The organism is Streptomyces sp. NPDC048504 (assembly GCF_043200035.1).
Taxonomy (GTDB): Bacteria; Actinomycetota; Actinomycetes; order Streptomycetales; family Streptomycetaceae; genus Streptomyces.
Genome location: NZ_JBICXA010000007.1, coordinates 141,286 through 158,191, shown reverse-complemented (window position 1 = coordinate 158,191; position 16,906 = coordinate 141,286). Strand labels below are relative to the sequence as shown.

General features: G+C 69.7%; 15 protein-coding genes and 2 tRNA genes. 13 read left to right on the top strand and 4 right to left on the bottom strand.

Features of this window, described 5'->3' with window-relative positions:
- The first annotated feature begins 178 nt into the window (after positions 1–178).
- Positions 179–1,267, top strand: coding sequence for a hypothetical protein (locus ACGFY9_RS19090; protein ID WP_393755493.1), 1,089 nt, complete (start codon positions 179–181; stop codon positions 1,265–1,267).
- 251 nt (positions 1,268–1,518) lie between these two features.
- Here ACGFY9_RS19090 and ACGFY9_RS19085 read toward each other — a convergent pair whose 3' ends face one another.
- A complete protein-coding gene (locus ACGFY9_RS19085; RefSeq protein ID WP_393755491.1) occupies positions 1,519–2,649 on the bottom strand; it encodes a M48 family metallopeptidase in 1,131 nt (376 codons plus the stop codon).
- Between the two features lie 101 nt (positions 2,650–2,750).
- Here ACGFY9_RS19085 and ACGFY9_RS19080 point away from each other — a divergent pair, with 101 nt between their 5' ends.
- From ACGFY9_RS19080 to ACGFY9_RS19050, 7 genes are all read left to right on the top strand, one after another.
- Positions 2,751–2,912, top strand: a complete 162-nt coding sequence (locus tag ACGFY9_RS19080) for a hypothetical protein (protein ID WP_327404136.1) — start codon at positions 2,751–2,753, stop codon at positions 2,910–2,912.
- Positions 2,913–3,053: 141 nt separating this feature from the next.
- Complete coding sequence (locus tag ACGFY9_RS19075; RefSeq protein ID WP_033285922.1) at positions 3,054–3,215, top strand: hypothetical protein; 162 nt, start codon at positions 3,054–3,056, stop codon at positions 3,213–3,215.
- A gap of 67 nt (positions 3,216–3,282) precedes the next feature.
- On the top strand, positions 3,283–3,972 hold the full coding sequence (gene nadD, locus ACGFY9_RS19070; RefSeq protein ID WP_026151393.1) for a nicotinate-nucleotide adenylyltransferase: 690 nt from the start codon (positions 3,283–3,285) through the stop codon (positions 3,970–3,972).
- A gap of 16 nt (positions 3,973–3,988) precedes the next feature.
- Positions 3,989–5,743: an LCP family protein gene (locus ACGFY9_RS19065; RefSeq protein ID WP_393755488.1), complete on the top strand. Its 1,755-nt coding sequence runs from the start codon at positions 3,989–3,991 to the stop codon at positions 5,741–5,743.
- Positions 5,744–5,898: 155 nt separating this feature from the next.
- Positions 5,899–6,342, top strand: a complete 444-nt coding sequence (gene rsfS, locus ACGFY9_RS19060; RefSeq protein ID WP_393755486.1) for a ribosome silencing factor — start codon at positions 5,899–5,901, stop codon at positions 6,340–6,342.
- Positions 6,339–7,004, top strand: coding sequence for a histidine phosphatase family protein (locus ACGFY9_RS19055; protein WP_393755485.1), 666 nt, complete (start codon positions 6,339–6,341; stop codon positions 7,002–7,004). Before rsfS ends, ACGFY9_RS19055 begins: the two co-directional genes overlap by 4 nt.
- Before the next feature lie 93 nt (positions 7,005–7,097).
- Positions 7,098–7,170 (top strand) — tRNA-Ala (locus ACGFY9_RS19050).
- 70 nt (positions 7,171–7,240) lie between these two features.
- On the opposite strand, the gene ACGFY9_RS19045 is transcribed toward ACGFY9_RS19050, so the two are convergent.
- Positions 7,241–8,107, bottom strand: a complete 867-nt coding sequence (locus tag ACGFY9_RS19045) for a helix-turn-helix transcriptional regulator (RefSeq protein ID WP_393755483.1) — start codon at positions 8,105–8,107, stop codon at positions 7,241–7,243.
- A gap of 187 nt (positions 8,108–8,294) precedes the next feature.
- Here ACGFY9_RS19045 and ACGFY9_RS19040 point away from each other — a divergent pair, with 187 nt between their 5' ends.
- From ACGFY9_RS19040 to ACGFY9_RS19025, 4 genes are all read left to right on the top strand, one after another.
- Positions 8,295–9,671 (top strand): MFS transporter, encoded by a 1,377-nt coding sequence (locus ACGFY9_RS19040; RefSeq protein ID WP_393755482.1) that lies wholly within the window; start codon positions 8,295–8,297, stop codon positions 9,669–9,671.
- 69 nt (positions 9,672–9,740) lie between these two features.
- Positions 9,741–9,914, top strand: a complete 174-nt coding sequence (locus ACGFY9_RS19035; protein WP_019063265.1) for a hypothetical protein — start codon at positions 9,741–9,743, stop codon at positions 9,912–9,914.
- A gap of 3 nt (positions 9,915–9,917) precedes the next feature.
- On the top strand, positions 9,918–10,151 hold the full coding sequence (locus ACGFY9_RS19030) for a hypothetical protein (protein ID WP_003976229.1): 234 nt from the start codon (positions 9,918–9,920) through the stop codon (positions 10,149–10,151).
- Positions 10,152–10,284: 133 nt separating this feature from the next.
- A tRNA-Ala gene (locus ACGFY9_RS19025) sits at positions 10,285–10,357 on the top strand.
- A gap of 123 nt (positions 10,358–10,480) precedes the next feature.
- Here ACGFY9_RS19025 and ACGFY9_RS19020 read toward each other — a convergent pair.
- Both ACGFY9_RS19020 and ACGFY9_RS19015 read right to left on the bottom strand, forming a co-directional pair.
- Positions 10,481–12,094, bottom strand: a complete 1,614-nt coding sequence (locus tag ACGFY9_RS19020; protein WP_393755480.1) for an NADH-ubiquinone oxidoreductase-F iron-sulfur binding region domain-containing protein — start codon at positions 12,092–12,094, stop codon at positions 10,481–10,483.
- Positions 12,091–13,425 carry a cytochrome b/b6 domain-containing protein gene (locus ACGFY9_RS19015; RefSeq protein ID WP_393755479.1) on the bottom strand — a complete coding sequence of 445 codons (1,335 nt, stop codon included), beginning with the start codon at positions 13,423–13,425 and terminating at the stop codon, positions 12,091–12,093. Before ACGFY9_RS19015 ends, ACGFY9_RS19020 begins: the two co-directional genes overlap by 4 nt.
- 430 nt (positions 13,426–13,855) lie before the next feature.
- Here ACGFY9_RS19015 and leuS point away from each other — a divergent pair, with 430 nt between their 5' ends.
- Positions 13,856–16,735, top strand: coding sequence for a leucine--tRNA ligase (leuS, locus tag ACGFY9_RS19010; RefSeq protein ID WP_393755478.1), 2,880 nt, complete (start codon positions 13,856–13,858; stop codon positions 16,733–16,735).
- The last annotated feature ends 171 nt before the right edge of the window (positions 16,736–16,906 follow it).

Genomic DNA, 16,906 nt, shown 5'->3' with positions numbered 1-16,906 from the left:
GTGAGCGGCTAGGGCCTGTCCGGCGGATCAGGTCGCAGGAAATGGGCGGTGCCTGATCAGCGCCGGTGAGCCCCGCGTCTGCGACAGGGTCCGCCGGACAGACCCTGGGTGAGAACCTGTCAGAACTTGTCGTGTACCAGGGCGTTTACCTGAGGCTCCAGAGACCTACTCTGAAAGTATGGGCGGTCCAGGAGACCCACCTGAGGGCACGCCCGAGGGCGCTCCCGGTGGTGGTGAGGACGAGTACCGATCCGTCGTCTTCGACGAGTCGTTCGTCCGCGCTGCCCGCCTCCAGGAGTTCTCCGCGCAGGAGCGCCTGGCCGACCACGCCCCCGCCGTCCGCCGCCGCCCGGCCCTGCGCCGCGGTCTCTCCCGTCAGGCCCTGATCCTGGTCATGCTGATCGCCGTGGCCTTCGGCACCGCGATCTACATGGGCGTACGGCACCCCTACACGACCCCCACAGCCCAGCAGCCCGTCGAACCGCTGCGGATGACCGTCATCCCGCTGTCCCCCCAGGGCGCGGTGCCGGGCGCGGCCGCCGCCGAGGACCTCTACGCGCACAGCCCCGCCGCGCAGTTCAGCGTCGGCGCCGAGGGCGTACCGCTGCCGGCCGCGCGGCGCACCGCGCACTTCTCGGACAGCCAGGTCATCGCCGCCCTGAGCACCGCCAAGGACTACATCGTGGAGTCCTCGCTCTACCCGGCGGTCCTCACCGGCGGACAGATCCGCCCCGCGCGCGTCCTCGTCGACCCGGACCAACTCGACCAGTTCGACCAGAGTTTCGAGCACCCGACCGCCGACGGCCGGCACGAGCCCACCGGATGGCTGGTTCGCTTCGACCCCTCACGCGTCCAACTGGCCGACCGCAAGATCCGCGTCCAGGGCACCCTGGCGGCCACCGAGATCGACTCGTCCACCCTCGAAGTCACCGCCGACGGAACCTTCGTCTACGCGCTGCGGCCCACCGGCTCGACGGCCTCGGCCGGCTCCGGCGACCAGGCCCAGGTGTCCCTGTTCACCGTCCGCCGCGAACTGCACTTCCGCTTCGACCGCGACGACCTGCGCATGCACCAGGCCCAGATCGTCGTCTCCTATGTCCAGGCCGGGCCTCTGTCCTGCGCCGAGGACTCCGTGACCCATCTGCGTCCCCTGCTCGCCGGCCAGACCGCCAAGGCGGGCGGCCCGGCCGGCACGGACCCGTACGCGACGGGCAGCGCGACGGCTCTGTGCGGGACGCTGGCGACGAGTGCACAGCCGAATGTGTGAGTTTCCCGCGCTCCGAGGGTGCGGGTTTCCGGGTTCCGGGGGTACGGGTTCCTGGAGTCCGAAGGTGTGAGTTTCCTGATTTTTCGCACCCGCCGGGGCCGTGCCCGGAAGGGGCCGGACGCGGCGGGTGCACGTGAGCGGGGCCGGCCCCGGCGTGAGGCCGCCCTTCCCGTGGCGAGGTCGACCCCCGCCGCGAGGGCCGGCACCGTCGCGGTCGCGAGGCCGGCCCCGTCCGTAGGCTCGGCCGGTCCTCAGTCGCGCGGCGGTGTGTCGTCCGTGTCCGTGGGCGGCTGCTCCGTGCCGTTGGCCGAACCCGACGGCGGCTCGTCCTGCGGGGTGGAGCTCGCGAAGCCGCCGAAGCCGCGCCGCACCCGGCCGCCGAGATCGCCCGCGCCGCCGGCGAAGTCGCTGACCAGCTTCATCAGCGGGTCCTTGGAGTTCTTGACGTTGCTCGCGTAGCTCGCCGCCGACTCGCGGAACGAGTCCGTGACCGAGGTGTCCTTGTCCTCGCTGCGCCGCGGGTAGTGGCCGTCCATGATCCGCTGGTAGTCGCGGGACTCGGCCCACTTCTTCAGCTCGGCCGCCCGCACGGTGGTGAACGGGTGGGAGCGGGGCAGCACGTTCAGGATCTTCAGCACCGAGTCGCGCAGGTCGCCGCCCGACTCGAACTCCTCGGCCTGCTTGAGGAACGCGTCCACGTTCATCTCGTGCAGGTGGTTGCCGCCAGCGATCTTCATCAGGCCGCGCATCGAGGCCCGCAGGTCCTGGCCGACCAGCAGACCCGCGCGGTCGGCGGACAGCTCCGACTTGCGGAACCACTCGCGCAGCGCCGTCACGATCGCCAGGATCGCGAGGTTGCCCAGCGGGATCCAGGCGACCTTCAGGGCCAGGTTGGTCAGGAACAGCAGGATCGTGCGGTACACGGAGTGGCCGGACAGCGCGTGGCCCACCTCGTGGCCGACGACCGCCCGCATCTCCTCCTCGTCGAGCAGCTCGACCAGGCCGGTGGTGACGACGATGATCGGCTCGTCCAGGCCGATGCACATCGCGTTGGGCTGCGGGTCCTGGGTGACGTACATCGGCGGGACCTTCTCCAGGTCCAGGATGTAACAGGCGTCCCGCAGCATGTCGTTGAGGTGCGCGAACTGCTGGTCCGACACGCGCACCGAGTCGGACAGGAACAGCAGCCGCAGACTGCGCTCGGGCAGCAGCCCGCTGAGCGCCTTGAACACCGTGTCGAACCCGGTCAGCTTGCGCAGCGCCACCAGGGCGGAGCGGTCGGCCGGGTGCTCGTACGCACGCGAGGAGATCCCCGGGAAGCGCCTGCGCTGCCTGCTCGGTACGTTCTCGTGCCCGTTCTGCTCGTGGCCGTCTTCGGACATGTGGTCCCCCAAGTGCGTGTGTGTGCCCTGAGTGCCCCCGAAGCAGAGCCCAGCCTAGGCGGAGATACCGTGGACGGGCAGTACAGCGAAGGAGTCAACGCATGGAGCCCCATTCCGCAGCCGCCTGGCTCGCAGAGGCCGCGAACGCCGCCCCCCGGCAAGGATCGGGGGACCTGCTCAAGGTCGTACTGATCGTCATGTTCTTCGGCTGCATCCTGACCGCGTGGTTCCTGCTGCGCGGGTACAAACAGAAGGACGACTGAGGCGCCCGTCGAGTTCCCTGCCGCGTCCAGGTCGGCTGCCGTCGGCTTCCAATGGCGGAGTCGGCGTGATCGTCGCGGGGGCGCCCGCTTACCATGGGCCGACATCTTTATCCCGCCCACACCGGATAGGTTCTGCTGAAGATGAGCATCCACGGCACTGCTGCCCAGTTGGTCACTCTTGCCGCCGAGGGGGAGGGCGGGGGCAACCACGAGAGCCTCCAGCCGATCATCACCGGTGGCGGCGCGTTCATCGTCCTGATGCTCCTGCTGTGGATCACCACCCGCTTCAACCGCGACCGCTAGGGTCTGTCCCTTCTGTCCGCCGGACGGGTCTCGGGGCCTTCACACCGGGCCGGTAGGGTCTGCACGCATGGGAGAGCAGGACATGCCTACCGGTCCGGCGAACGACACGACGCGCGGCACGGAGATCCGAATGGCGAACGGCCCGCGCAACAACGGCCCGTCGAACCCCGGCAAGCGCCGTCTCGGCGTCATGGGCGGAACGTTCGACCCGATCCACCACGGGCACCTCGTGGCGGCCAGTGAGGTCGCCGCGCAGTTCCACCTGGACGAGGTGATCTTCGTCCCGACCGGTCAGCCGTGGCAGAAGACCGACCGCAAGGTCGCCCTGGCCGAGGACCGCTACCTGATGACGGTCATCGCGACCGCCGAGAACCCCCAGTTCTCGGTGAGCCGTATCGACATCGACCGCGGTGGCCCCACCTACACCACGGACACCCTGCGCGACCTGCGCGCGCTCAACCCCGACGCGGACCTCTTCTTCATCACCGGCGCCGACGCCCTCGGCGCGATCCTGACCTGGCGGGACGCGGAGGAGCTGTTCTCCCTCGCGCACTTCATCGGGGTCACCCGCCCCGGCCACACGCTGACCGACCCGGGCCTCCCGGAGGGCGGCGTCTCGCTGATCGAGGTTCCCGCGCTGGCCATCTCCTCAACAGACTGCCGTGCGAGAGTCGCGAAGGGTGATCCCGTCTGGTACCTGGTGCCCGACGGAGTCGTGCGCTATATCGACAAGCGCGAGCTGTACCGCGGCGAGTGAGCCGAGAGGGGCACCGGTGAACGACCGATACGACGCCGGGTACGGCGGCGACCAGTACGAACTCGTCGGCTACGACGAGTACAACCAGCCTGTCTACCGGCAGGTCCCGGCCCAGCAGACCCAACAGCCCCCGCAGCAGCAGCCGTACGACCCGTACGGGCAGCAGCAACAACAGGGCTACGCCTACGACCCGTACGCGACCGGCAGCCAGCAGCAGCCCCCGTACGACACGGGCACCCAGCCGCAGACCCCGTCGTCCTACGACACCGGTTCTCAACAGCCCACCGCCCCTTACGACACGGGCCGGCAGGCGCCCCGGTCCGGCTACGACCCGTACGCCACCGGGACGACGACGGCCTACGACCCCTACGGGCAGACCGCGACCAGCGGACAGCAGCCCCGGGTCGCCGAGCAGACCGCCTACATCCCGCAGCAGGGCGGCCCGGCCGAGGACACGGAAGCCCCGAAGACCCCGGAGGCGGGTGAACGGGACTACCGCACCGAGCAGTTCGCCTTCGTGGAGGAGCCGACCGACGACTCCGAGGACGTCATCGACTGGCTGAACTTCACCGAGAACCGCACTGAGCGCCGCGAGGAGGCCAAGCGCCGCGCCCGCGGCCGCATGGTCGCCCTCGTCGTGGTCCTCGCGCTGGTCGCGTCCGGCGGTGTCGGCTACCTCTGGTACGCCGGGAAGCTCCCCGGAGTGTCCTCGTCATCCTCGAAGTCCGGAACCACGACGGCCGCGGGCGCCCAGAACCGCGACGTGATCGTCGTCCACCTGCACAACACCGCGAAGGGCGGCACCTCTTCGGTGCTGCTCGTCGACAACACCACCCTGAAGCAGGGCACCACCGTGCTGCTGCCCAACTCGCTCGCCCTCACGGACGACGACGGCAACACGACGACGCTGGCCAAGTCGGTCGACGACGACGGCACCTCCGGCACCGTCGACCAGCTCAACACGGTCCTCGGCACCGACATCGAGGGCACCTGGCGCCTCGACACCCCCTACCTGCAGAACCTGGTCGACCTCGTCGGCAACATCGACCTCGACACCAATGCCGACGTGCCCGACCCGGACGCGACGAAGAAGAACGCCGCGCCCCTCGTCCACAAGGGCAAGGACCAGACCCTCAGCGGCAAGATGGCCGTCGCCTACGCCACCTACCGCGCCTCCGGCGAAGCCCAGAACGCCCAGCTGGAGCGGTTCGGCCAGGTCATGCAGGGCGTGCTGCGCCAGCTGACCTCCGACCCGACGGCGGCGACCACCACCGTGCAGACACTGGCCCAGATCCTCGACCCGCCCCTCACCGACAAGGATCTCGGCACCTTCCTCGCCAAGCTCGCCGACCTCGCCAAGAGCGGCGACTACAAGACGGCCCTGCTGCCCGTCCAGAACGACGGCACCCTGACCGCGCAGGCCTCGGCCAGTGTCGTCAAGGACATCCTGGGCGGCACCGCGAAGAGCCCCGACGAGGGCTCGGCGGTTCGGGTCGCCGTCCAGAACGCCACCGGCGTCAAGGACGACACCGAGAAGGCCCGCGTCGTCCTCCTCAACGGCGGCTTCACCTTCCTGGAGGCCGGCACGGCGTCCGGGACCTCGGCCACGTCCAAGATCACGTACTCCGACGCGGCCGACAAGGAGAACGCCACCGAGGTCGCCAAGACCCTGGGCCTGCCCACCAGCACCGTGACCAAGGGCACAGTCTCCGCGAACGCGGATGTCTCGGTGGTCCTCGGAGAGGACTACAAGCCGTCGTCGTCATCATGACGGCGGCGTAGTGGCCGGATGGCGGAGAGCATGCCCCGGAGGCCGGAGCCGGTGTCCCGACCGGCGTCCGGGGCATGATCCGTCATTCACGTGGGGTGCCGTCCGCGGTCCGTGAGACCCTTGAGGTCTGTTGACCGCCGACCGAAAGCCGCGTAGTGACCGCCACTGACCGCTCCATCGAGCTCATCTCCGCCGCCGCCCAGGCGGCCGCCGACAAGCTCGCGCACGACATCATCGCCTACGACGTCAGCGATGTGCTGTCGATCACGGATGCCTTCCTGCTGGCCTCCGCTCCCAACGACCGTCAGGTCAAGTCGATCGTCGACGAGATCGAGGAGCGGCTCAACAAGGAACTCGGCGTCAAGCCGGTCCGCCGCGAGGGCGACCGCGACGCCCGCTGGATCCTGCTCGACTACGTCGACATCGTCGTCCACGTCCAGCACAGCGAGGAGCGTGTCTTCTACGCCCTGGAGCGGCTGTGGAAGGACTGCCCCGAGCTGGACCTCCCCGCCGAGGCCAAGGCCACCCGCGGCAAGGCTGCCGAGCACGCCAAGCTGCAGGCCGAGGAGGACGCCTCCGAGTTCGGGGAGGTCCGGTGAGCGCCGGCGCGGACGGCCGCAAGGCGGGCCGGGGCCGACGCGTCATCCTGTGGCGGCACGGCCAGACCGCGTGGAACGTGGAGCGCCGCTTCCAGGGCACCACGGACGTCGAGCTCACCGAGACGGGCATCGGCCAGGCCCGCCGCGCGGCCCGGCTGCTGGCCTCCCTCAAGCCGGACGCGATCGTGGCCTCCGACCTGAAGCGGGCGGCGAACACGGCCGCCGAGCTGGCCGCCCTCACCGACCTCGACGTCACCCACGACGAGGGCCTGCGGGAGACCTACGCGGGCGTCTGGCAGGGGCTGACGCATCAGGAGATCATCGCCCGCCACGGCGAGGAGTACGCCGCGTGGAAGCGCGGTGAGCCGGTGCGCCGCGGCGGCGGCGAGCTGGAGACCGAGGTCGCCGACCGGGCCGCCCCCGTCGTGCTGCGGCACGCCGAGAAGCTGCCCGAGGACGGCACCCTCGTGGTGGTCAGCCACGGCGGCACGATCCGCACCACCATCGGGCGCCTCCTCGGTCTGGAGTCCCAGCACTGGGAGAGTCTCGGCGGCCTCTCCAACTGCTGCTGGTCCGTGCTCGGCGAGGGCGCCCGCGGCTGGCGCCTGCTGGAACACAACGCCGGCACGCTCCCGGAACCGGTGCTCGGCGACGACGACTGAGCGGCCCTCCAGGGCCCCGGCCCCGGATTTCACTTTCCGGCAGGTCGCAGGCTAAAGTTCTTCTTGTTCGCCCGCCGAGCGGGAAGAACACGCGGGGCTATAGCTCAGTTGGTAGAGCGCCTGCATGGCATGCAGGAGGTCAGGAGTTCAATTCTCCTTAGCTCCACAGATCGACACTCTTGAGTTGTCAAGGATCGAGAGTCGTCCACGATCGAATCGATGAGATCCCATCCCTTTCAGGGGTGGGATCTTTTCGTCGTTGTCAGCGCCTGCGCGCGGAGCCGAGTCTCCTCGTCGGCCGGGGTGTAGACCACGATCCGGCACTCCGGCATGCCGTTGACCGACAACGACACCGACGTCATCCGCATCTCGCCCACCTCTGCGTGCCGGAACGTCTTCACCCGCCGCCCCGGCTCCGCCACGTCCCCGCTCCTCCACAGCCGCGCGAAGAGCGGACTCGCCGCCGACAGCCCGCGTATGAACTCCTCCCAGGCGGGCTCGCCGGTATGCACCCCGTAGGCCGAGCGCAGCGTCGCCACCATCACCGGCAGCTCCGTATCCCGGTACAGCAGCGGACACTCCTCCTCCGGCACCGTGAACAGCTTCCACAACACGTTCGGCATCGGGCCCGACGGCAGCGGCTCCGGCCAGAACACCGTCCGGTAGGGGGAGTTGGTCGCGAGGATGTCGTACCGCGAGTTGTAGACCACCGCCGGGCGCGGCTCCAGGGCGTCGAGGATGCCCTGGATCTCAGGCCCCACCGACTGCACGGTCGCCTCCGGAGGATGCGCGTACGGCACCTCGGCCAGGTGGTACAGATGCTCCCGCTCCGGCGCGTCGAGCCGGAGCGTGCGTGCCACGGCGTCCAGGACCTGCGCGGAGGCGTTGATCGGGCGCCCCTGTTCGAGCCACGTGTACCAGGTGACGCCCACGCCGGAGAGCTGGGCGACCTCCTCGCGGCGCAGCCCCGGCGTGCGCCGTCGGAAGCCCGGCGGCATGCCGACGTCGTGCGGTGTCACCCTGGCGCGCCTGCTGCGCAGAAACGCGGCCAGCTCGGGCCGGCGGCGCTGTGTCGTCCCCATCTCCGTCGTCACATCCCCCATGTTCGGCGCCCGACTCGGTCCCTGCCAGGTGCTGCCGGTACCAGCATCAGCGGGCTCTCGGCACCCGTACCGGAGCGCCCCCACGCTCGACGGCATGACGACAACACCCCGTACGGAACCGGATTCCGCACCCGTTCCAACTCCTGCCACCAGTAAAGACCCTGGCACTGACAATCGCCGCGGGCCGATGCTCGCCGTACTGCTCGCGGCCCTGTTCATGGCGCTGCTCGACGTGTTCATCGTGAACGTCGCCGCCCCCACCATCGGCACCGAACTCCACGCCTCCGGCGCCGACTTGCAGCTGGTGATCGCCGGCTACACCATCACGTACTCGGTGCTGCTGATCACCGGCGCCCGGCTCGGCGACCGGCTCGGGCACGCCCGGGTCCATCTCACCGGGCTCGCTCTCTTCACCGCCGCGTCGCTCGCCTGCGGTCTGGCCCAGGGCTCGACCGAGCTGATCGTGTTCCGCCTGGTGCAAGGGTCCGGCTCGGCGCTGATGCTCCCTCAGGTGCTCAGCCTGATCCAGCGGAACTTCACCGGCGAGGCGCGGGTGCGGGCGCTCGGCATGTACTCGGCGATCATTGCCGTCGGCGCCGCGGCGGGGCAGATCGTCGGCGGCGTCCTCGTCAGCGCCGACCTGTTCGGCACGAGCTGGCGGCCGGTGTTCCTCGTCAACGTGCCCGTGGGCGTCGTACTCCTGTTCCTCGGCAGGCGCGTGCTGCCGAGGGACGGCGGGGCGGAGCCGGAGCGGGCGCGGGCCTTCGACATCCCGGGGCTGGTGCTGCTCGCCTCGGCGGTCTCGCTGCTGACGGTGCCGCTGGTGCTGGGGCAGGAGGAGGGCTGGCCGCTGTGGTCGTGGCTGTCGCTGATCGTGTCGGCGGTGCTTTTCGCCGCGTTCTGCGTGTACGAGTCCCGGCTCGCCCGGCGCGGGGGAGCCCCGCTGATCGCACCGCGTGTGCTGCGTCACCCGGGCATGGGTCTAGCCGTCTTCCGGATCCTGGCCGTGATGGCCGTCAACGCCGGTTTCCTGTTCGCGCTCACCCTGCACGTCCAGGGCGGCCTCGGCTTCAGCGCGCTGCGCGCCGGTCTCACCTTCGCGCCGACCGCGGTCGTCTTCGGGGCGGTCGGTCTGACCTGGCGCAGGTGGCCGGCGGCCTGGCAGCGGGCGCTGACCCCGCTCGGTTTCGTGATCACGATCCCGGCCGTGGCGGGAGTCGGGCTGGCGTTCGAAGGCGGCGACCGCGGCGGGGCCGTACTGTACGTGGCGTACGTCGGCGTGGGGGCCGGGCTCGCGCTCGCCTTCAGTCCGACGCTGACCCGGGCCCTGGCCACCGTGCGGCCCGAGGACGCGGCGGACGCCAGCGGTCTGCTCTCCACGGTCGCGCAGCTGGGCCAGCTGCTCGGGGTCGCGGTTTTCGGCACACTGTTCTTGAACCGGCTTGAGTCACTTGGGGCCCCGGGGGCGTATACCTCTGCGGAGGCGCTTTTGGCGTGCATGTTCGCGCTGGCGGGGACGGCCGCGGTGGGTGCCGTGTCCGGACTGGTACTGAGGCGTCGCTGACCGTATTGGTCCGGCCGTGGCAGAATCAAACGGCCGGAAGGGGGCGCGGCCCGACGGGAGGGAGTAGCGATGCCTGCGAGCATCATCGAGGAGGTCGACCACCTCTTCGATGCGGCGTTGATACGGGATACGATCACCCGCCTGAGCTGCCCTTCCTGCGGTTCCGCCCACGTGGCCCAAGTCCTTGGTGACAACGGCGGAGTTTCCTACGTGTGCACGGCCTGCGGCCACAGCTGGAGCTGATCGATGGGTGCACACAGGCGAAAGTGCGACTGGTGCGGCAGTGGGACGCCGATCGTCCGTGACATGGAACCGGTGAATCCCGACTACCAGTACTGGTGCGAGGAGTGCGCGCGGGCGCTGATCATAAAAGGCGATCCGATCGAGACGTACCGCGAACTTGAGGGCGAGCCGATCTACGGTCGACTCCTGGAAGAGCACTGCACGTTGAAACGGTTCTATTCCTTCGTCACCGCTTGACCCCGGCCGGGACCCCGCGAGGAGGTCCCGGCGATCACGGTCACGGTGACGGGGACGGAAACGATTTGGTGGTCCAGAGGGTCCACCGGTAATGTTTGCGTCGCAGCCGGGGAGACCCGGTAGCGCACCGCGCGGGGCTATAGCTCAGTTGGTAGAGCGCCTGCATGGCATGCAGGAGGTCAGGAGTTCAATTCTCCTTAGCTCCACAGAAGTCGAAGGCGGGTCATCCGATGGGATGACCCGCCTTCGGTGTGTTCAGGGGGAGTTGGCGCCGTTCACGGAACAGCGGGCCGCCCTCTTCTTAAGAAGGCGGCCCGCTGTTCGTGTGCTCAGCGGCCCAGGGCCCGCCGGCCGCGGCCCTGGGACAGGACCGGCAGGTTCCGGGACGGGCTCTTGTCCCGCGCGGTCTCCTCCTCCAGGCGCAGGGCGAGCGCCGGGCAACGGCGCACCGCGCGGAGCGCCTTCGCCTCCGCGTACCGCGGCACCTGGGCCTGCGCGACGGTGGGGAAGCCGTCCGCGCCGAGTTCGAAGACCTCGGGGAGGATGTCCGCGCACAGGCCGTGGCCCCGGCACAGCGTCCAGTCGACGTAGATCTTCTGACGGCTGGGACCGTTGTCCTCGGGCTCCGCGCCGCTCGTGATGCCCGCGGGGAGCTGGCCGCCCTCGAAGAGCGGCAGAACGCCCTCCACGGGCCTTCCGCAGCCGTTTCCGAGGACGTGGGCGGCGAGGTCGTCCGTGAACGCCTTGATGGTCGACTCCAGGAACATCGCGGAGCCGTCCGGGTGCGAGCACGCGCCGCGCCGCTTCACGGCCTTGGCGACCTGCTTGAGCGCCTCCAGGGCGGCCGGGCCGCCGCCGTTGAGGATGTCCTCCATGCCGCGCGCGGCGGCGGGCAGACCGAGGTAGCAGGGACCGCACTGTCCCGCGCTCTCGTCGGCCAGCCACTGGGCCACGCGCAGTGACTCGCCCAGGGGGCAGGTCTCCTGGGTGATGGGCATGATGGCGCCCGCGCCGAGCGCACCGCCCACCGCGTCCAGGGAGTTGCGGGAGACGATCGCCTCGTTGACCGTCGCCGCGTCGATCCACTTGCCGTGGTAACCGCCCGTCAGCACACCCTGGGGGACCGGCGGGGCGCCGGCCAGCTGCAGGACGTAGCGCAGCGGTACGCCCGTGGGGACCTCGATCACCATGGGGCGGGCGACCGCTCCGGAGACCGTGAGCATGACAGTGCCGGGCTCGTCGTAGAGGCCGGTGTTGCCGTAGCGCTCGGGGCCGATGCGGGCCGCGATGGCGAGTTGGGCGAACGTCTCGGCGTTCGACAGCAGGGTCGGGGCGCCGCCGACGCCGTTCTGGGAGGCGCTGACCTTGCGGCCGGGCGGGATGGCCGGGCCGCCGTCGATCGAGCGGATCAGCGACGCGGCGGCGCCGGTGACCATGCGGACCGGGTTGCGCTGGACGAACGCCTTCAGTGCCGAACGGCGGGTGTTGCTCAGGCCGCGTTCCGAGAGCGCGGCCTCCATGGAGCGCTGCGTCGACTCACGGGTGACCCCCACCACGAGCGTGCGGGCACCCAGGGCCTCGGCGACCAGCAGCGCGCCGTCCAGGATGAGGTGCGGGGCACGGTTGATGAGCACCGTGTCCTTGCGGCAGGCCGGCTCGTCCTCGCTGCCGTTGACGACGACGACCGGTCGTACGCCGCGTTTGATCGCCGCTTCGGCGACCGAGCGCAGCTTCTTGTGGAAGGGGAAGCCCGCGCCGCCGCGGCCCTTCAGGTTGATGGCCTCGGAGAGCTTCGCGAGTTGCTCCCCGCCCATCGGTTCGAGCGGCCCGTGCACCTTCAGGTGCATGGGCAGGTCGAGTCTCTCGACAAGGTCGAAGCCTGACGTGAGCTGAGGAAGCCCGACCACGCGGACTTCTGGGACGTCGGGCAGGGCCTCGTTCACCTATAGCCTCCGGAAGGCGTGTTCCAAGGTTCGCCCGAGCCACCCTGCGCGTCGAAGTCGTACGAAGCGTTGGGTGTTTGATCAGTGGCGGGACCGCTGTTGTACGTGTCATTGGGGTTGTACGTACCGGAGGTGCCGTTCGACTCACCGGTGGGGTACACGTATCCCTCCCCGTAGCCGCCCGCGCCCGAATTGTTGTTGTACGTAGGGATGTTGTACCCGGTGTCCTGGAGCGGGTCGTAGGCCGACGGAGGCGCCTCGCCGACCGGCGGCGGTGACGGGACCGGCCAGCTCCCGGAGGTGCTGCCGCCGCTGTCCGCGCGCGGGACGGCCTGCGTGTTCTGCATGTCCATCGGCACGTTCATGCGGGAGGTCTGGTCGGTGACGAACGGCATCTGACCGGTGGACTCCGGCGAGGCGGTGCGGTAGGCGGCCGCGAAACTGTTCGTGTCGGCCTCCGGGGTCATGGACCTCGTCTCGTACGCGCCGGCGGGGTCAACGCGCGGCACCGACCCGGTCTCGGTGAACGAGGGCTGCCGCTCGGCCCGGCGGCCCTCGGCCGGGCGCCGGCTCTCGAAGCCCGGCAGCGTGGACTCGCCGACGCGGCCCCGGCTCGCGTCCAGTTCGTCGAGACCCGGCCGCTCCTCGTTGCCCAGGAGCATGGCGACCTTGTCGGCGAACTTCCGCTTGAACGGGCGCGGTGCCGAGCGCAGGGCGAGCGCCGCGGCGACCCCGACCAGGCACAGCTCGTACGAGATCATGAAGAAGGGCTTCGCCGCGCGGCCCGCGAACAGGCCGTGGATCAGCGCCGCGCACCAGGCCGGGTAGGCCAGCATGTGCATCGCGCGCCAGCGGGCGGCGACCGGCGCGGGGGACGCGAACTGGTTGCGCAGGGCGCCGGTGATGCCCACGAAGATCATGAGCAGGCCGCCCAGGGAGCCGAGGCCGATGAGCCCGGCGCTGCCCTTCACGCCGAGGCTGAAGGGGATCAGCGCGGCGATCAGGACGGTGTGGTCGAGCGCCAGCTTGACCGTGATGTGCACCACGAGGAACGCGATCGAGCCGACGGCGGTCACCCGGTGGATGCCCTGCGCCACGATCCGCTGGCGGATGTTGAGGATGACCCGGTCCTGGGCGACGAGCCCCCAGATCACCGAGCAGGACAGGGAGACGAGCGAGAGAACGCCCGCACCGAAGTTGAGGAAGTCCTGTACCTGGCTGCCTCCGGCCAGCACGAACACGGGTATGAAGATCAGGACGACGAGGCTCACCACGCCATAGGCCGAGCGGCCCGGCTTGGGGAGCGAACTGGTACTACGACGAGCGTTCATGGGGGCAACTCCGAGCAGTATCGGGAAAGCGGTCCCGCTGCCGAACTCTAAGTGGCTCCATACCGGTGGGTACGAGGTTTGAGTTATTGCGTTGTTATCAAACGACAATGCGCTTGCTGTGATGTCCCGTAGTGGGTGGTACGCGAAGGTAATCCTTGAACCGGGGTCAGTCCACGCCGGTGTGGACAGGGTGCCAAGGGTGATACGGAAGCGCGTCGCGTTGTGCTCAAGGGCTGCGGTACTCTGACGCCATGCGTGCCGTACGCCTTCTGCTTAGCGAGCCGCGCTGATCAGTCCCGACCACCGGTGAACGGTGAGGTCGGAATCAGCGCGGCGTCCCCTCCTGTGCGAGGGGATTTTTCATTTGGTGGATGTCACACCCTGAATGTCGCAGCCGCTGGCAGAGACGATCGATGGAGCTTTGAGGATCATGAGCGAGACGAACCCCGCTGCCGCCGCCGAGGTGGTCGCCCCGCACCGCTACACGGCCGCGATGGCCGCGGACATCGAAGCACGCTGGCAGGACTTCTGGGATGCCGAGGGCACCTACGAGGCGCCGAACCCGACCGGTGACCTGGCCGGCGACCCCGAACTGACCGCCCGCCCCAAGAAGTTCATCATGGACATGTTCCCGTACCCCTCCGGTGCGGGCCTGCACGTCGGCCACCCCCTGGGCTACATCGCCACCGATGTGTTCGCCCGGTTCCAGCGGATGACCGGCCACAACGTGCTGCACACCCTGGGCTTCGACGCCTTCGGCCTGCCCGCCGAGCAGCACGCCGTCCAGACCGGCGAGCACCCCAGGATCACCACCCTGGCCGCCATCACCAACATGAAGTCCCAGCTGCGCGCGCTGGGCCTGGGCCACGACAAGCGCCGGTCGTTCGCCACGATCGACCCCGAGTACTACAAGTGGACCCAGTGGATCTTCCTGCAGATCTTCAACTCCTGGTACGACGACGAGGCCGGCAAGGCCCGCCCGATCGCCGAGCTGATCGCCCAGTTCGAGAGCGGTGAGCGTGCCGTACCGGGACACACGCGCGCGTGGCCCGAGCTGAGTGCCACCGAACGCGCCGACGTCCTGGGCGAGTTCCGCCTGGCGTACGCCTCCGACGCGCCCGTCAACTGGTGCCCCGGCCTGGGCACCGTGCTGGCCAACGAGGAGGTCACCGCCGACGGCCGCTCCGAGCGCGGCAACTTCCCCGTCTTCAAGGCCAAGCTGCGCCAGTGGAACATGCGCATCACCGCCTACGCCGACCGGCTGCTGGCGGACCTGGAGGAGCTGGACTGGCCCGAGGCCATCAAGCTGCAGCAGCGCAACTGGATCGGCCGCTCCGAGGGCGCCCGCGTCGACTTCCCCGTGGACGGCGAGAACATCACCGTCTTCACCACCCGCCCCGACACCCTGTTCGGCGCGACCTACATGGTGCTGGCACCCGAGCACCCGCTGGTCGACACGTTCACGCCGGACACCTGGCCCGAGGGCACACGCGACGCGTGGACCGGGGGGCACGCCACCCCGGTGGAGGCCGTCGCCGCGTACCGCGCGCAGGCCGGCACCAAGTCCGACGTGGAGCGGCAGGCCGACGCCAAGGAGAAGACCGGTGTCTTCACCGGCGCGTTCGCGACCAACCCGGTCAACGGCGAGCGCATCCCGGTCTTCATCGCCGACTACGTACTGATGGGTTACGGCACCGGCGCGATCATGGCCGTCCCGGCGGGCGACCAGCGCGACTTCGACTTCGCGCGCGCCTTCGAGCTGCCGATCACCTGCATCGTCGAGCCGACCGACGGCCGCGGGACGGACACGTCCACGTGGGAGGACGCCTTCGGGTCGTACGACGCGAAGATCATCAACTCCTCGAACGGCGACATCTCCCTGGACGGCCTGCCCGTCGCCGAGGCCAAGGCCCGCATCACGGAGTGGCTGGCCCGCAAGGGCATCGGCGAGGGCACCGTCAACTTCCGCCTGCGCGACTGGCTGTTCAGCCGCCAGCGCTACTGGGGCGAGCCCTTCCCGATCGTCTACGACGAGGACGGCATCGCGCACTCGCTGCCCGAGTCGATGCTGCCCCTGGAACTGCCGGAGGTAGAGGACTACTCGCCGCGCACCTTCGACCCGGACGACGCGAACACGTCCCCGGAGACGCCCCTGTCCCGCAACGAGGACTGGGTCGCCGTAACCCTGGACCTGGGCGACGGCCGCGGCCCCCAGAAGTACCGCCGCGAGACCAACACCATGCCGAACTGGGCCGGTTCCTGCTGGTACGAACTGCGCTACCTGGACCCGCACAACGACCAGAAGCTGGTCGACCCGGCCATCGAGCAGTACTGGATGGGCCCCCGCGCGGGCATGCCGCACGGCGGCGTCGACCTGTACGTCGGCGGCGCCGAGCACGCCGTACTGCACCTGCTGTACGCGCGCTTCTGGTCCAAGGTGCTGTTCGACCTGGGGCACATCTCGTCCCCGGAGCCGTTCCACAAGCTGTTCAACCAGGGCATGATCCAGGCCTACGTCTACAGGGACAGCCGCGGCTTCCCGGTGCCGGCCGCCGAGGTCGAGGAGCGCGACGGCGCCTACTACTACCAGGACGAGAAGGTCTCCCGGCTGCTCGGCAAGATGGGTAAGTCCCTGAAGAACGCGGTCACTCCGGACGAGATCTGCGACGAGTACGGCGCCGACACCCTGCGCCTGTACGAGATGGCCATGGGCCCGCTGGACGTGTCCCGGCCGTGGGACACGCGCGCGGTGGTGGGCCAGTACCGGCTGCTGCAGCGGCTGTGGCGCAACGTCGTCGACGAGACGACCGGTGAGGTCACCGTCGTCGACACCGAGCCCGACGAGGACACGCTGCGTGCCCTGCACAAGGCGATCGACGGCGTCCGTCAGGACCTGCAGGGGCTGCGCTTCAACACGGCCATCGCCAAGATCACCGAGCTGAACAACCAGCTGACGAAGGCGGGCGGCGCGGTGCCTCGTTCCGTCGCCGAGTCGCTGGTGCTGCTGATCGCGCCGCTGGCCCCGCACGTCGCCGAGGAGCTGTGGCGCAAGCTGGGCCGCACCGACACGGTCGTCCACCAGGACTTCCCGGTCGCCGACCCGGCGTACGTCGTGGACGAGAGCGTGACCTGCGTCGTGCAGATCAAGGGCAAGGTCAAGGCCCGGCTGGAGGTCTCCCCGACGATCTCCGACGCCGAGCTGGAGAAGGTCGCGCTGGCCGACGAGAAGGTCGTCGCCGCGCTGGAGGGCGCGGGCATCCGCAAGGTCATCGTGCGGGCGCCGAAGCTGGTCAACATCGTTCCGGCGTAGTTCTGCGCAGCCCTTCGCCGGGGTCGGGGCGAGAGCCTCGGCGAGTTCTTCGCGGGGGCGGGGCGGCTGCCTCGGGGTAGTCCCCTACGGGCAGGTCCAGGGTTCCTGTGGAACTCCGGACCTGCCCGTAGCGTTTACCGTTGAAGAGCGGCGCGGCGTGTGCCGCCCGGA

Bases quoted from the DNA above. Each gene is read 5' to 3' on its own strand.
- ACGFY9_RS19040 (WP_393755482.1), top strand. From the start codon at position 8,295: ATGCTCGCCGTACTGCTCGCGGCCCTGTTCATGGCGCTGCTCGACGTG.
- ACGFY9_RS19030 (WP_003976229.1), top strand. From the start codon at position 9,918: ATGGGTGCACACAGGCGAAAGTGCGACTGGTGCGGCAGTGGGACGCCG.
- ACGFY9_RS19085 (WP_393755491.1), bottom strand. From the start codon at position 2,649: ATGTCCGAAGACGGCCACGAGCAGAACGGGCACGAGAACGTACCGAGC.
- leuS (WP_393755478.1), top strand. From the start codon at position 13,856: ATGAGCGAGACGAACCCCGCTGCCGCCGCCGAGGTGGTCGCCCCGCAC.
- nadD (WP_026151393.1), top strand. From the start codon at position 3,283: ATGGGAGAGCAGGACATGCCTACCGGTCCGGCGAACGACACGACGCGC.
- ACGFY9_RS19045 (WP_393755483.1), bottom strand. From the start codon at position 8,107: ATGGGGGATGTGACGACGGAGATGGGGACGACACAGCGCCGCCGGCCC.
- ACGFY9_RS19075 (WP_033285922.1), top strand. From the start codon at position 3,054: ATGAGCATCCACGGCACTGCTGCCCAGTTGGTCACTCTTGCCGCCGAG.
- ACGFY9_RS19035 (WP_019063265.1), top strand. From the start codon at position 9,741: ATGCCTGCGAGCATCATCGAGGAGGTCGACCACCTCTTCGATGCGGCG.
- ACGFY9_RS19015 (WP_393755479.1), bottom strand. From the start codon at position 13,425: ATGAACGCTCGTCGTAGTACCAGTTCGCTCCCCAAGCCGGGCCGCTCG.
- ACGFY9_RS19090 (WP_393755493.1), top strand. From the start codon at position 179: ATGGGCGGTCCAGGAGACCCACCTGAGGGCACGCCCGAGGGCGCTCCC.
- ACGFY9_RS19080 (WP_327404136.1), top strand. From the start codon at position 2,751: ATGGAGCCCCATTCCGCAGCCGCCTGGCTCGCAGAGGCCGCGAACGCC.